Raw genomic sequence first — 12,115 nt, forward strand, 5'->3', positions numbered from 1 at the left:
CATGATCGAGCCCGTGCCCGACTCCTTCGACGCGTTCGCGCGCGCCCAGGCCGCGCGGCTCCACCGCGCGGCGTGGCTGCTGTGCGGTGAGCGGACCCAGGCCGAGGACCTGGTGCAGGACACGCTGGCGAAGGTCTACGTGCGGATGCACCGCCGGCTCGGGCCGCGGCTGGAGAACCCCGCGGCGTACGCGCAGACGGTGCTGACCCGCACCTACATCAGCGGGCGCCGGCGCCGCAGCAGCACCGAGGTCCCGTACGCCGACCTGCCGGGTCTCGACGCGGAGGGGAGCGCCGACCACGCCGAGACGACCGACCTCCGGCTCGCGCTCACCGAGGCGCTCGCCGGACTGGCGCCGGTGGACCGGGCGGTCGTCGTGCTGCGTCACCTCGAGGACCTGTCGGTCGAGGAGGTGGCCGGCGCTCTCGGCCTCACGCCGGGGGCGGTCCGCAACCGCAGCATGCGCGCGCTGGCGCGGATGCGGAAGGAGGTACTGCGATGAACGAGCACGACCTGACCGACGTCCTGACCCGAGCAGGCGGTCGCCTGGACCCCGATGTCGCTGCCCTGGTGGCCGGCGGGACCCGGCGGGGGCGCCGGCGGATCCGCCGGCGCCGGGGCCTCGCCGTCGCCGTGGGAGGCGCCGCGACCGCGGCCCTCGTCGGCGCAGTGGCGTGGCAGTCCTCGCTCGGCGCGACCACCGCTCGTGACGTGGCGACGACCCGGCCGACGCCACCCGCACCGACCCCCGCACGGGCCGCGGGGCTGACGCCGGACGACCAGCGCTCCCTCGCGCCGGACGACGTGGTGCTGGAACGCTTCCTGCGCCATCTGCCCGGCGGCCGGATCAGCGACCTGCGGACGATCCCGGTCGACGACCCCGACCACGTCAGCCAGCACGGCCTGGAGATCAACCTGCGGCTCGACGGCGCCGACGTCGAGGTCCGGCTCTACGACATGAGCCCCGACCCCGAGCAGTGGCGGCAGGTCGCGAGCAGGGCGCCGGGGAACGAGCGCTGCGCGGCCTCGCCAGCGTGCACCGCCCGGCGAACCACGTACTCGGCCGAGGAGACCTGCGGGGCACCGGAGTGCCGCCCGCTCCCCGACGGCTCGTGGGTGTGGCCGCGCTCCGGTGACGGCGGCGACGGCTCGGACACGAGCGGCCTCACCGCCAACTGGTCGGGCGTGTTCGCCCCCGACGGGTGGATGGTCGACGTGTCCGCGACCAACCGGGCCGACGCCGGCGAGCCGCTCCTCAGCCTCGACCAGCTGACCGAGCTGGCGACCTCCGACATCTGGTTCCGATGACAGTCGGGTGGGTGAGGGTGACCCAGGGGTCACCCTCACCCACCCGACTCGGTGGTCTCGTGGCCGTCAGGTTCCTGACGCGTCAGGCGCGTGCGGTGGCAAGGCGGCGGCGCGCAGGCGACCTTGGGGCGAAGCGGTCGTCAAGCGCCGCCAACGCCGCCAACGTGCGTGCCGGGCGCGTCAGGTGCCGAGCGAGATGCCGCCGTCGACGTAGAGCGTCTGACCGGTGATGTAGGACGCCTCGTCGCTCGACAGGAAGGTCACCGCGGCGGCGATGTCCTCGGGGAATCCCACCCGCTTGACCGGGTTGGCCTCGGCGTTGAGGCGGCGGAACTCGTCGACGTCGAGCTTGAGCCGCGCCGCGGTGGCGTCGGTCATCTCGGTGGCGATGAAGCCCGGCGCGACGGCGTTGACGTTGATGCCGAACGGACCGAGCTCGATGCCGAGGGTCCGGGTGAAGCCCTGGATGCCCATCTTGGCGGCCGAGTAGTTGGCCTGGCCACGGTTGCCGAGCGCGGAGATCGAGGAGATGTTCACGACCTTGCCGTACTTCTGCTCCACGAAGTGCTTCTGCGCGGCCTTGGTCATCAAGAAGGCGCCCTTGAGGTGCACGCCCATGACCAGGTCCCAGTCCTCCTCGGTCATCTTGAAGAGCAGGTTGTCCCGCGTGATGCCCGCGTTGTTGACCAGGATGTGGATGCCGCCGAGGTCGGCGACGACCCGCTCGACGGCGGCGTCGACCGACGCGCCGTCGGAGACGTTGGCGCCCACGCCGATGGCCTTGGCGCCCTCGACCAGGGGCAGCTTGGCGGCGGCCTCGGCGGCTGCGGCCTCGTCGAGGTCGACGATCGCGACCGATGCGCCCTCCTCGGCGTACCGGCTCGCGGTGCCGAACCCGATCCCTCGTGCGGCTCCGGTGATGACGGCGACTCGCCCGTCGAAACGACCCATGGGTGCTGACCTCTCAACTCGGTAGACGATCGGCGGCAGCCTACGACGCCAGGGCGGTCCGCAGGCGGGCGGCATACTCCGCGGACTCCCCCGCGGCGTACTTCGTGCGCGGCCAGAAGAAGCCACGCAGCCCGTCGCCCTTGGTCCGGGGCACGACGTGCAGGTGCAGGTGCGGAACCGACTGGCTGACCACGTTGTTCATCGCCACGAAGCTGCCCTGCGCCCCGAGGCCGGCGACGACGGCGCTCGCCAGTCGCTGCGCTGCACCCAGGAAGCCGTCACGCTGCCCGGCCGGGAGGTCGGGCAGCGTGACGACGTGGGTGCGGGGCACCAGCAGGACGTGGCCCTTGAACACCGGGCGCCGGTCGAGGAACGCGAGCAGGTCGGGCTCGTCGAGGACGACGTCGGCCTCGGTGTCGCCGGCGAGGATGGAGCAGAAGACGCAGTCCGCCATGTCGGCGAATCTAGTCCCCTCCGGGGACGGTCAGGCCGCGCCCTCGCCCGCCAGCCAGCCGTCGCGGGTGGCGACGGCGATGTCCGGGTTGTCGGAGAACAGCGCGTCGACACCGGCGTCGAGGAACGCGTCGACCTCGCCGGCGAGGTCGCCCTTCGCATTCGGGTCGGTGCCGATGCGGTGGTCGGTCGGCAGGAACTGGTTCTCGACCCGCATCGTCCAGGTCACCACGCGCAGGCCGACGGCGTGCGCGTCGGCGACCAGCGAGCTCGGCGCACCGATCGCACCCGAGGCGTCACGCGGGATGACCAGGCTCTTGGTCGGCGCGACCCAGTCGGCGTACGTCGCGATGTCGGCCAGGCCGGCGGGCCTCACCAGGTCGGCGTACGTGGTGGTCGAGCCGGCCGCCTTGAGGTCGTACGGCGCACCGCTTCCGTCGACGAGCTGGGCCAGCGGCACGCGGGTCATCGTGTCGAGCTGGCGAAGGTTCGCGGTCTCGAAGGACTGGATGACGACCTTGGCGTTGGGCCGGTCGAGACCGTTGCGGCGCAGGGTGCGCACCAGCGGCTCCTCGAGGGAGAGGCCGATCGAGTCGAAGTACGACGGGTGCTTGGTCTCGGGCGCGATGCCGATGGTGCGACCGGTGCGGCCGGACTCGCGCTTGACGAGCCGGATGACCTCCTCCAGGGTCGGGATCTCGAACCGGCCGTCGTAGCGGGTGTTGTCGGGGCGGACCTGCGGCAGCCGCTCCTTGGCGCGAAGCGTCTTCAGCTCGGCGAGGGTGAAGTCCTCGGTGAACCAACCGGTGACGCTGACGCCGTCGATCGTCCTGGTGGTGCGCCGGCCGGCGAACTCCGGGTGCGTGGCGACGTCCGTCGTACCGCTGATCTCGTTCTCGTGGCGGGCGACGAGGACGCCGTCCTTGGTGGAGACGAGGTCGGGCTCGACGTAGTCGGCGCCCATCTCGATGGCGAGGCGGTAGGCCGCGAGGGTGTGCTCGGGCCGGTACCCGGAGGCGCCACGGTGCGCGATCACGATCGGCTCGGCACCGGGGTGGCGGTCGGGGTGGCCGTTGCCGGGCGCGGCCTGGACGGGGACGGCGGCGGCGCCAAGGGCGACGACGGCAGTGGTGATGGCAGCCATGAGGGTCCTCCCGAGGAGGGTCGTCCGGTTCATGACCGCAACCCGACCAGTCACAGGTGGCCCGCCGGGGAGCCACGGGTGAACGTCAGTCGGCGAGCAGGAGGATGCCGCCGGCGAACAGCGCGACGACCTTGACGACCTCGAGCCCGACGTACCAGAGGTGGGCACGGGATCCCGGTCCCTCGACGCCCTCGGGCGCCGCGAGGACGGCGTCGGAGCGCCGGGTCAGGGCGGGGCGCACGAGCAGCATCTGACCGAGCAGCACGGCGACCGCGACGCCCAGCGCGACCGCGGCGCCGCGACCGGGCTCGCCGACGAGGAGCGAGATGACGACCAGCACGGCGAGCACCAGCTCGCAGGCGTTCAGCGCCCGGAACACCAGCCGGCCGATGCCCAGCCCGACCTTCAGCGTCACGCCCGGCGCCCGGAACTTCACCGGCGCCTCGATGAACGAGATCGCCAGCACCATGCCCAGCCAGACGAAGGTGGCGGCGGTGGCGGTGGCGTGCGAGGCGGGCATGTGCTGATCATCCACCCTCCGTTCGGGGGTACGCCGCCGCTGGGCCGCACGTGAGAATGGCCCGGTGGCGTACTGGCACCGGACCGCACCGCACACCTTCACCCCCACCGAGCACGTCGGTGGCGCCTGGGACCGCGCGACCCAGCACATCGCCCCCGCGCTCGGCGTCCTGGCCCACGAGGTCGAGCGCGACCGCGACGCCCGCCGCTCCGACGGGCTGGTCGTCAGCCGGCTGTCCTACGACATCCTCGGCACCGTGCCGATCGAGCCGATCGACGTGGCCGTGGAGGTGCTCCGGCCGGGCCGGACGATCGAGCTGGTGCAGGCCACGGCGTCGTACGCCGGCCGGGCGGTCGCCGTACTGCGGGCGTGGCTGGTCGAGCCCTACGACACCGCACCCCTCGCCGGCACCGACCTCCCGTCGATCCCCGGCCCGGACGAGATGGAGCCGTGGGACATGGCCGGGCTGTGGGCCGGCGGCTTCATCGCCTCGGTCGAGGTGCGCCGCAAGGAGCTCGGCCCGGGCCGCTCGATGGTGTGGGTGCGCACCCCGCACGCGCTGGTCGCCGATGAGCCGGTCAGCCGGCTGGCCGCGGTCGCCGGGCTGGTCGACATCACCAACGGGATCGCCGTGCGCACCGACCCGGCGAAGGTCGCCTTCCCCAACCTCGACCTCACCGCGCACTTCCTGCACCTGCCCGCCGAGGGCTGGCTCGGACTCGACACGACCCAGTCGTACGGCGCCGGCGGGATCGGCGTCACGAGCTCGAAGATGCACGACGAGAACGGCCCGCTCGGCACGATCGCGCAGACGCTCACGGTCCGCCCGTAGATTGGACGGCATGCGCGTCGCCGTCGTCGGAGGTCACGGACAGATCGCCCGCCTGCTGCACCCCCTGCTGGTCGCGGCCGGCCACCACCCTGTGGCGCTGGTACGCCGCGAGGAGCAGCGGACCGCCCTCGAGGCGGTGGGCGCCGAGGTGCGGCTGCTCGACATCGAGAACGACGACGTCGCGGCGTTCGCCCGAGCGTTCGAGGACTGCGACGCCGTCGTGTTCAGCGCCGGCGGCGGCCCCGACGGCAACGTCACCCGCAAGCAGACCGTCGACCTGGAGGGCTCACTGAAGTCCGCGGCCGGCGCGGCGGTCGCGGGCATCCGCCGGTTCGTCCAGGTCTCCGCGATCGACGTCGACCAACCGGTCGCGCCGGACGCCGGCGAGGTGTGGGCGGCGTACGTCACCGCCAAGCGCGACGCCGACGCCGTCCTGCGTGCCGGCGCCCTGGACTGGACGATCCTGCGTCCCGGCCGGCTCACCGACGACCCGGCGACCGGCCTGGTCGCCCTGGGCGCCGACGTACCGCGCGGCGACGTGACCCGGGCCGACGTCGCCTCGGTGATCGCGGCGGTGATCGACCGGCCCGAGAGCGTGCACCACCAGTGGAACCTGGTCGGCGGCGAACTACCGGTCGCCGCGGCGGTCGCGAGAGCCGCGGCGTCCTAGCCGCGGCTCTCGCGTTGCCGTCGCGTGGTCAGACGGTGTGACTGCGGCCGTTGAAGATAGAGACACCGCCGGGACCGACCAGCAGACCGAGAACGATCAGCACGATGCCGAGCACGATGCCGCCCTGCAGCAGGGTGACGATCCCGGCGATCACCAGGACAGCCGCGATGATCCACAAGAGCATGCCCATGACTGTTTCCTTTCCCTCGCCCACCGGTTGTGGGGTCTCCGGGAGGTACCCCAGCGCCCGGGTGGCAGACGTCAGGCGGATGCGGCCCGAGCGCCGACGACGGGGCGCGGGATTATCCGGTGGGCCGGCGTCGTTGGAGGTAGGTAGACTGAGGTCGACACAACTCAAGAGGGGCTGATCGGTTTCGACTTGGGACGTTTGTTCCAGGGGAAGCGGGTCGAGAAGCCAGCGTCATCTCGTAAACGATCGCTGGAAACCAATAACTGCCAACGCTAAGCGCAGTTCCTTCGCTCTCGCTGCCTGAGCAGTGATCGAAGCGTCTGACCGGGCATCCGTCTCCGTCCCGGATCCAGGCGTCATCTAGGAGACTTGCTGCGTCGCTCTCGCCGGGAGGGTGGCGCGGGACTCAAACCCGGCTGGGCCTGTCGACGACGTGTTCGTGCGAGCGTCGGGGCCGAGAACACGCCAGCACGGACTGCACCCGGAGAAGACCTGGCTCGGCGCTCGAGGACCGGGGTTCGATTCCCCGCAGCTCCACGACACAGCACGACACACGACGACCGCCGTGGCCCGCGCATCGCGCGGACCACGGCGGTCGTTCGTGTCGGTGCGGCGCTCAGTCCAGGAAGCCGGCCAGCCAGCTCGCGACGCCCGGGATGTCGATGCGCTGGTAGCCGTCGAGGTAGCGGCAGTTCTGGGTGTAGCCGTACGACGTCACGCCGACGACCTTGCCGTCGAGCCACAGCGAGCCGCCCGAGTCACCGAAGCAGGTGCCACCGGTGCCGAACGGGTCGTTCTCGTTGCCGTTGGTCTGGATGATCTGCGGCGTGATCTTCTGGCCCGGCATCTCGACGTACCGGCGGATGATCGGGTAGCTCATCGGCGTCGGCTTCTGCGAGCCGGTGTCGGCCTGGCGCACCTCGGTGCCGTAGCCGACGGCGGTGAACAGGGTCTTGCGCGGCTGCTTGACGGCGTCGGCGGCGTTGAGCCCGGCGAGCGGCGCCGGCGCGATGCCGACGGCGTGGTCGAGCACGACGACGCCCACGTCGTTCCAGTTGTCGAGGTCGGTGAAGTCGCTGTAGTCCGGGTGCGTGTACGCCGTGCCGGACAGGTAGCCGGCGCCGGTGATGTCGGCGTCGGTGTAGCCGGCGCTCACGTCGCTGGCGACGGGCAGCGGCGACGGCGGTGCCTCGGCGACCACGCTGTCGAAGGTCACCAGGGTCTTGCCGAGGGTGCCGGAGGTGCAGTGCGCGGCGGTCACCAGGACCGTCGGGCTGACCAGCGTGGCCGAGCAGCGGAACCGGCCGTCGGCGTCGTAGAAGGCGATCATCGCCACATTCGGATGGGTGTCACCGTCGACGGTGCCACCGGTGCTGGCTGATGCCGGCGAGGTCGGTACGACGAGTCCGAGGCCGGCCACGGCGGCGACGACCAGGGTCAGGAGACGAGCACGCATATTTTCTTTCCCCCTTGGATGAGCTCGGACCTCAGTCCAGCACCGCTGGGCCCGCAGGGGAAGAGGCGCGGCTCAAGAACCGGCGACGCCGAAGAGCCGTGCGCCGTTGTGCCAGCACACGTCGCGCAGCCAGTCGTCGCCGAGGCCGAGGCGCGCGAGTCCCTCGAGCTGGTGGTGGTAGGGGTACGGGATGGTCGGGAAGTCCGAGCCGAGCAGCACCTTGGGCCGCAGGTCCCGCACCCGCGGCAGCAGTCCGGTCGGGTAGCCGCCGTCGCGGTCGAAGAAGTCGGTGAACACCATGGTGGTGTCGAGGTGCACGTTCGCGTGGCGCTCGGCCAGCACCAGGAAGTCGTCGTACTCCGGCGCTCCCATGTGGGCGATGATCAGCCGCAGCCGCGGGAAGCGGCGCAGCAGGCGGGCCACCGAGTCGGGTCCGGTGAACTCGTTGCCGACCGGGCCGGACCCGGCGTGCACGGTCACGGGCGTGCCGGCGTCCTCGAGGATCCCCCAGACCGGGTCGAGGACCGGGTCGTCGGCGACGAACTCGCCCACCTGCAGGTGGATCTTGAAGATCCGGACGCCGTCGTCGACCAGCTCGGCGACGTACTTCTCCGCCTCGGGCTCGGGGTAGAACGTGGCCGAGCGCAGGATCTCGGGCGCGGTCGCCGCGAAGTCGCGCGACCAGTCGTTGAGGTACGACGCGACGCCCGGCTTGTGCGCGTAGGGATGGGTCGGGAACGCCCGGACCCCGAAGGCCCGCAGCAGCGCCACCCGCTCCTCCAGCGACTGCCGGTAGCGGATCGGCCAGGGCCGCCCGATCTTCGGGCCGGCCTCGTCGAAGACCCGCCACACGGCGCGCTGGATGTTGGGCGGCAGGAAGTGGGTGTGCACGTCGAACAGCCCGGGCAGCCCGAGCGGCTCCCAGAACGCCCGCACCGCGCGGGCATCCTCCGACCGGTCCTCAGTCACTCATGCCCTTGAGCCGGCGACCGATCGCCTCCTGCTTCTCGCGGTCGGCCGTGCGCTCGGCGATGGCCTGGCGCTTGTCCCAGGACTTCTTGCCCTTGGCGAGGCCGATCTCGACCTTGGCCCGGCCCTTGACGAAGTAGAGGGAGAGCGGGATGACGGTGTGGCCCTTCTCGCTGACCTTGCGCTCGATCTTGTCGATCTCGACCCGGTTGAGCAGCAGCTTGCGCTTGCGACGCGCGGCGTGGTTGGTCCAGGTGCCCTGCGCGTACTCGGGGATGTGCACACCGTGCAGCCACGCCTCGCCGCCCTCGATGTCGACGAAGCCGTCGACCAGGCTGGCGCGGCCCATCCGCAGCGACTTCACCTCGGTGCCCTGGAGCACCATGCCGGCCTCGAAGGTGTCCTCGATGTGGTAGTCGTGGCGCGCCTTCTTGTTGGACGCGACGAGCTTGCGCCCGCTCGCGTCCTCCTGCTTCGCACCCGACTTCTTGGCCATGCGTCGATTCTCTCAGGGCCGGCAACCGGTTTGGCGGCGGGCGTCTCGTGACGGTCGCTGCACGACCTCCTCGACGTCCGTACCGCTCAGAGGTAGCCCATCGGGTCGACGGTGTCGCCGTTGCGCATCACGATGAAGTGCAGGTGGCAGCCGGTGGACCAGCCGGTGGAGCCGGAGTACCCGACGACCTGGCCGCGGGCGACCTTCGCACCCTCGCCCACGGCGTACTTGCTCATGTGGTTGTAGACCAGCACGATGTCGGCGCCGTTCACCTTGCCGATCGCGAGGTAGAGGCGGTTGCCGTAGACCTCGTCGTAATACTCGTCGATCACGGTGCCGGACTCGCCGGCCCACAGTGCCGCGCCGCAGCCGGTGCCGAAGTCGGTGCCGTTGTGCAGGCCCCAGTAGCCGTAGATCGGGTGGATCCGGTAGCCGTACGGCGAGGTGACCGGTCCCGGACCGGGACGGGCGAGCAGGCCGGCGGTGTCGCCGTTGTAGCTGCCGCCCTGCTTCTTCGACAGCTCGATGATCTTCTGCCGGATCTTCGCCTCACGCTTCTCGAGGCGGCGCAGCGCCTTGCGGTCGGCCTCCCGCGCGGCGACGACCTCCTTGCGCAGCCCCTTGTTGCGGGCGACGAGGTTCTCGACCTCGGTCTCGGTGGCCGCGGCCCGGTCGACGAGGGCCTGCACGGTCGCGACGTTGTCGTCGGCGGCCTTCTTGGCGGCGGCGACCTGGTCGCGGGCGGCCCGGACGGCGACCCGCTGCTGCTCCATCGCGTCCTCGGCGGCCTCGAGCGCGACCAGCGCGTCGTGCTGGCGCCCCATCACGAGGTCGTTGGCGGTCTGCCCCATCAGCACGTCTTCGATGCTGCCCGCGTCGGCGTACGCCGCCAGCAGCGCGAGCCGGGTGTCGCCCGCGGTCGCGATGCCGATCACCGTGTCCCGGCTCACGTCACGCTGGGTGGCGACATCGGCGCGGGCCTGGGCCAGTGCCGCCCGGGCGGTGGTCAGCTGGGTCTGCGCGTCGGCCAGCTGGGTGGCCAGGGTCGCCGCCTGGGCCTGCGCGTCGGCGAGGTCGGCGCGGACCGAGGCGAGCCGGGTGCGGGCGCCGCCGAGCCGGGCCTTGGCCTTCTCGAGCCGCTTGGCGATCTTGGCGACCTGCTGGCTGGCCTCGTGGATGTCGCCCTTGACGCTGGCGATCTCGCCCTTGACGTGGTTCTGCTTGTCCTTGAGGTCGTCGCGGTCGTCGGCATGGGCCAGCGGGACGGCCAGCCCGGCCACGGCGACGAGGGTGGCGACAGCGGTCACCAGCCACTGGGGGTGGGCCCACACGGGCAGCCTGTCGCGCAGATCGGGCAAGGCACGACTCAGCCACGGGGCGCTGGGGAAGAAGCGCACGGTACGACCAATCGGTGTTCGGGGAAGTGAACCCCTCGACCGTAGTCGCCGACGATCAGACTTTGACGTATTTGCGGGTCAGCAGGAGTGTCGGGATCAGCGTCAGCGCCGGGCCGAGCAGCACGATGCCCGGCGGGAAGAGCCCGAACAGCGCATGGGTGTAGTCGCCCCAGTCGACCCACGGCAGGAACGAGACGTGGTCGGACAGGGCCTGGTCCACGCCCCAGTGCTGGAAGGCAGCCAGCACGCCGGCCGCGAGGGCGACGCCCACGATGGCGGCCACCAGCGACTCGAGCAGGAACGGCAGCGCGATGTAGAGCGTCGAGGCGCCCACCAGGCGCATGATCGCGATCTCGCGCCGCCGGGCCAGGGCGGCGAGCCGGATCGTGTTGGTGACCTGCAGCAGCGCCGCGAACAGCAGGAAGCCGGCGCCGATCCAGGAGCCGTACTTCAGCACGGTCATGATCCCGAAGATCTGGCCCAGCGCCTTGCGCTGGTCCTTGATGCCGGACACCCCGTCGAGGCCCTCCAGCGCGCTGATGATGCCGTCGGCGCGCTCCGGGGTCTTGAGCGTCACCCAGTACGCCGCGGGCCAGCCCTCGGCGGTCACGATCGGGTCGGGCCCGGAGTACGACGACTCGGGGAGGGTCTCCTTCGCCTTCTCGAAGCCCTCCTCCTTCGACTGGTAGGCGAAGGAGCGGACCTCGTCGTTGTCCTTGATCTCCTTCTCGATGCGCTGCTGCTGGTCGGCGGTGACCTCACCGCTCGCGCAGTTGGGGCTGTGCGAGGGGTCGTCGTCGGTGCACAGGTTGACCAGGATCTTCAGCTCGTCACCGAGGCTGTCGCGGGCGACGGTGGCCTCGCGCTGGACCAGGATGCCGATGCCGGCCAGCGAGAGGGACACGAAGAGCGTGAGGATCACCGCGAGGTGCATCGACAGGTTGCGGCGCAGGCCGGTGCGGAGCTCGGTGAAGACGTAGCGAAGCTGCATGAGGAAGGCTCTCTGGATCGGGCTGGATCGGATCCGGGTCAGTGCTGGAAGCCGTAGCTTCCGGACGCCTCGTCGCGCACGACCTTCCCGCTGTCGAGCTCGATCACCCGCTTGGTGAACTGGTCGACGATGCCGTGGTCGTGGGTGGCCATCACGACCGTGGTGCCGGTCTCGTTGATGTCACCGAGGAGGTTCATGATGCCGACGGAGGTGGCCGGGTCGAGGTTTCCGGTCGGCTCGTCGGCGATGAGGATCATCGGGCGGTTGACGAACGCGCGGGCGATCGCCACCCGCTGCTGCTCACCGCCGGACAGCTCGTCGGGCATCCGGTCGCCCTTGTCCTTGAGGCCCACCAGCTCGAGCGTCTCGGGGACGACCTTGCCGATCTCGCGGCGCGACTTGCCGATCACCTGCTGGGCGAAGGCGACGTTCTCCGTGACCGTCTTGTTGGGCAGCAGCCGGAAGTCCTGGAACACGGTGCCGATCTGGCGCCGCAGCCGCGGTACCTTCCACCCGGCCATCCGGTTGATCTCCTTGCCGGCGACGTGCACGCGACCGGTGGTCGGGCGCAGCTCGCGCAGCACCAGCCGCAGCGCGGTGGACTTGCCGGATCCCGACGTACCGACGAGGTAGACGAACTCGCCCTTGTCGATGTCGAGGGTGACCTGGTCCAGCGCCGGCCGGCCGGGGCCGGGATAGCGCTTGGTGACCTTCTCGAAGCGAATCACTGACCTGACG

15 protein-coding genes and 1 other RNA gene are annotated in these 12,115 nt (G+C 71.1%); 5 read left to right on the forward strand and 11 right to left on the reverse strand.

The window, feature by feature from the left end; genetic code table 11:
* Position 1 precedes the first annotated feature (1 nt).
* Positions 2 to 502 (forward strand): SigE family RNA polymerase sigma factor, encoded by a 501-nt coding sequence (locus QI633_RS19680; RefSeq protein WP_282426797.1) that lies wholly within the window; start codon positions 2 to 4, stop codon positions 500 to 502.
* Positions 499 to 1,308 carry a hypothetical protein gene (locus QI633_RS19685; RefSeq protein ID WP_282426798.1) on the forward strand — a complete coding sequence of 270 codons (810 nt, stop codon included), beginning with the start codon at positions 499 to 501 and terminating at the stop codon, positions 1,306 to 1,308. The genes QI633_RS19680 and QI633_RS19685 overlap by 4 nt, the downstream gene beginning before the upstream one ends.
* A gap of 180 nt (positions 1,309 to 1,488) precedes the next feature.
* Here the strand turns inward: QI633_RS19685 and fabG are convergent, their stop codons facing one another.
* From fabG to QI633_RS19705, 4 genes are all read right to left on the reverse strand, one after another.
* A complete protein-coding gene (fabG, locus tag QI633_RS19690; RefSeq protein ID WP_141797815.1) occupies positions 1,489 to 2,259 on the reverse strand; it encodes a 3-oxoacyl-ACP reductase FabG in 771 nt (256 codons plus the stop codon).
* Between the two features lie 40 nt (positions 2,260 to 2,299).
* Positions 2,300 to 2,713: an HIT family protein gene (locus QI633_RS19695; protein ID WP_141797814.1), complete on the reverse strand. Its 414-nt coding sequence runs from the start codon at positions 2,711 to 2,713 to the stop codon at positions 2,300 to 2,302.
* A gap of 30 nt (positions 2,714 to 2,743) precedes the next feature.
* On the reverse strand, positions 2,744 to 3,856 hold the full coding sequence (locus QI633_RS19700) for a glycerophosphodiester phosphodiesterase (RefSeq protein WP_282426799.1): 1,113 nt from the start codon (positions 3,854 to 3,856) through the stop codon (positions 2,744 to 2,746).
* Between the two features lie 85 nt (positions 3,857 to 3,941).
* Positions 3,942 to 4,376, reverse strand: coding sequence for a hypothetical protein (locus tag QI633_RS19705; RefSeq protein WP_282426800.1), 435 nt, complete (start codon positions 4,374 to 4,376; stop codon positions 3,942 to 3,944).
* Positions 4,377 to 4,440: 64 nt separating this feature from the next.
* Here QI633_RS19705 and QI633_RS19710 point away from each other — a divergent pair, with 64 nt between their 5' ends.
* Positions 4,441 to 5,208, forward strand: coding sequence for a thioesterase family protein (locus tag QI633_RS19710; protein WP_141797812.1), 768 nt, complete (start codon positions 4,441 to 4,443; stop codon positions 5,206 to 5,208).
* A 10-nt stretch (positions 5,209 to 5,218) separates the two neighbouring features.
* Positions 5,219 to 5,878 carry an SDR family oxidoreductase gene (locus QI633_RS19715; RefSeq protein WP_282426801.1) on the forward strand — a complete coding sequence of 220 codons (660 nt, stop codon included), beginning with the start codon at positions 5,219 to 5,221 and terminating at the stop codon, positions 5,876 to 5,878.
* A 28-nt stretch (positions 5,879 to 5,906) separates the two neighbouring features.
* Here the strand turns inward: QI633_RS19715 and QI633_RS19720 are convergent, their stop codons facing one another.
* A complete protein-coding gene (locus QI633_RS19720; RefSeq protein WP_174245194.1) occupies positions 5,907 to 6,068 on the reverse strand; it encodes a GPGG-motif small membrane protein in 162 nt (53 codons plus the stop codon).
* Between the two features lie 170 nt (positions 6,069 to 6,238).
* On the opposite strand from QI633_RS19720, the gene ssrA reads away from it, so the two are divergent.
* Positions 6,239 to 6,608, forward strand: a transfer-messenger RNA (tmRNA) gene (ssrA, locus tag QI633_RS19725).
* Positions 6,609 to 6,684: 76 nt separating this feature from the next.
* On the opposite strand, the gene QI633_RS19730 is transcribed toward ssrA, so the two are convergent.
* The 6 genes from QI633_RS19730 to ftsE form a co-directional block, all read right to left on the reverse strand.
* Positions 6,685 to 7,524, reverse strand: coding sequence for a trypsin-like serine protease (locus QI633_RS19730; RefSeq protein WP_282426802.1), 840 nt, complete (start codon positions 7,522 to 7,524; stop codon positions 6,685 to 6,687).
* A 72-nt stretch (positions 7,525 to 7,596) separates the two neighbouring features.
* Positions 7,597 to 8,493, reverse strand: a complete 897-nt coding sequence (locus QI633_RS19735) for an amidohydrolase family protein (protein ID WP_282426803.1) — start codon at positions 8,491 to 8,493, stop codon at positions 7,597 to 7,599.
* Positions 8,486 to 8,989, reverse strand: coding sequence for an SsrA-binding protein SmpB (gene smpB, locus QI633_RS19740; RefSeq protein WP_141797809.1), 504 nt, complete (start codon positions 8,987 to 8,989; stop codon positions 8,486 to 8,488). The genes QI633_RS19735 and smpB overlap by 8 nt, the downstream gene beginning before the upstream one ends.
* An 86-nt stretch (positions 8,990 to 9,075) precedes the next feature.
* On the reverse strand, positions 9,076 to 10,347 hold the full coding sequence (locus tag QI633_RS19745; protein ID WP_141797808.1) for a M23 family metallopeptidase: 1,272 nt from the start codon (positions 10,345 to 10,347) through the stop codon (positions 9,076 to 9,078).
* 94 nt (positions 10,348 to 10,441) lie between these two features.
* The gene (gene ftsX / locus QI633_RS19750; protein ID WP_141797807.1) at positions 10,442 to 11,377 is read right to left on the reverse strand and encodes a permease-like cell division protein FtsX; all 936 of its coding nucleotides are present in this window, start codon (positions 11,375 to 11,377) and stop codon (positions 10,442 to 10,444) included.
* Positions 11,378 to 11,415: 38 nt separating this feature from the next.
* Positions 11,416 to 12,105 carry a cell division ATP-binding protein FtsE gene (gene ftsE / locus QI633_RS19755; RefSeq protein WP_141797806.1) on the reverse strand — a complete coding sequence of 230 codons (690 nt, stop codon included), beginning with the start codon at positions 12,103 to 12,105 and terminating at the stop codon, positions 11,416 to 11,418.
* Between the last annotated feature and the right edge of the window lie 10 nt (positions 12,106 to 12,115).

Source organism: Nocardioides sp. QY071, assembly GCF_029961765.1.
Classification (GTDB): Bacteria; Actinomycetota; Actinomycetes; order Propionibacteriales; family Nocardioidaceae; genus Nocardioides.

Coding starts and splice junctions, on each gene's coding strand:
- QI633_RS19685 (WP_282426798.1), top strand. CDS start 499: ATGAACGAGCACGACCTGACCGACGTCCTGACCCGAGCAGGCGGTCGC.
- QI633_RS19720 (WP_174245194.1), bottom strand. CDS start 6,068: ATGGGCATGCTCTTGTGGATCATCGCGGCTGTCCTGGTGATCGCCGGG.
- QI633_RS19700 (WP_282426799.1), bottom strand. CDS start 3,856: ATGGCTGCCATCACCACTGCCGTCGTCGCCCTTGGCGCCGCCGCCGTC.
- ftsX (WP_141797807.1), bottom strand. CDS start 11,377: ATGCAGCTTCGCTACGTCTTCACCGAGCTCCGCACCGGCCTGCGCCGC.
- fabG (WP_141797815.1), bottom strand. CDS start 2,259: ATGGGTCGTTTCGACGGGCGAGTCGCCGTCATCACCGGAGCCGCACGA.
- QI633_RS19730 (WP_282426802.1), bottom strand. CDS start 7,524: ATGCGTGCTCGTCTCCTGACCCTGGTCGTCGCCGCCGTGGCCGGCCTC.
- QI633_RS19715 (WP_282426801.1), top strand. CDS start 5,219: ATGCGCGTCGCCGTCGTCGGAGGTCACGGACAGATCGCCCGCCTGCTG.
- QI633_RS19705 (WP_282426800.1), bottom strand. CDS start 4,376: ATGCCCGCCTCGCACGCCACCGCCACCGCCGCCACCTTCGTCTGGCTG.
- QI633_RS19695 (WP_141797814.1), bottom strand. CDS start 2,713: ATGGCGGACTGCGTCTTCTGCTCCATCCTCGCCGGCGACACCGAGGCC.
- smpB (WP_141797809.1), bottom strand. CDS start 8,989: ATGGCCAAGAAGTCGGGTGCGAAGCAGGAGGACGCGAGCGGGCGCAAG.
- QI633_RS19680 (WP_282426797.1), top strand. CDS start 2: ATGATCGAGCCCGTGCCCGACTCCTTCGACGCGTTCGCGCGCGCCCAG.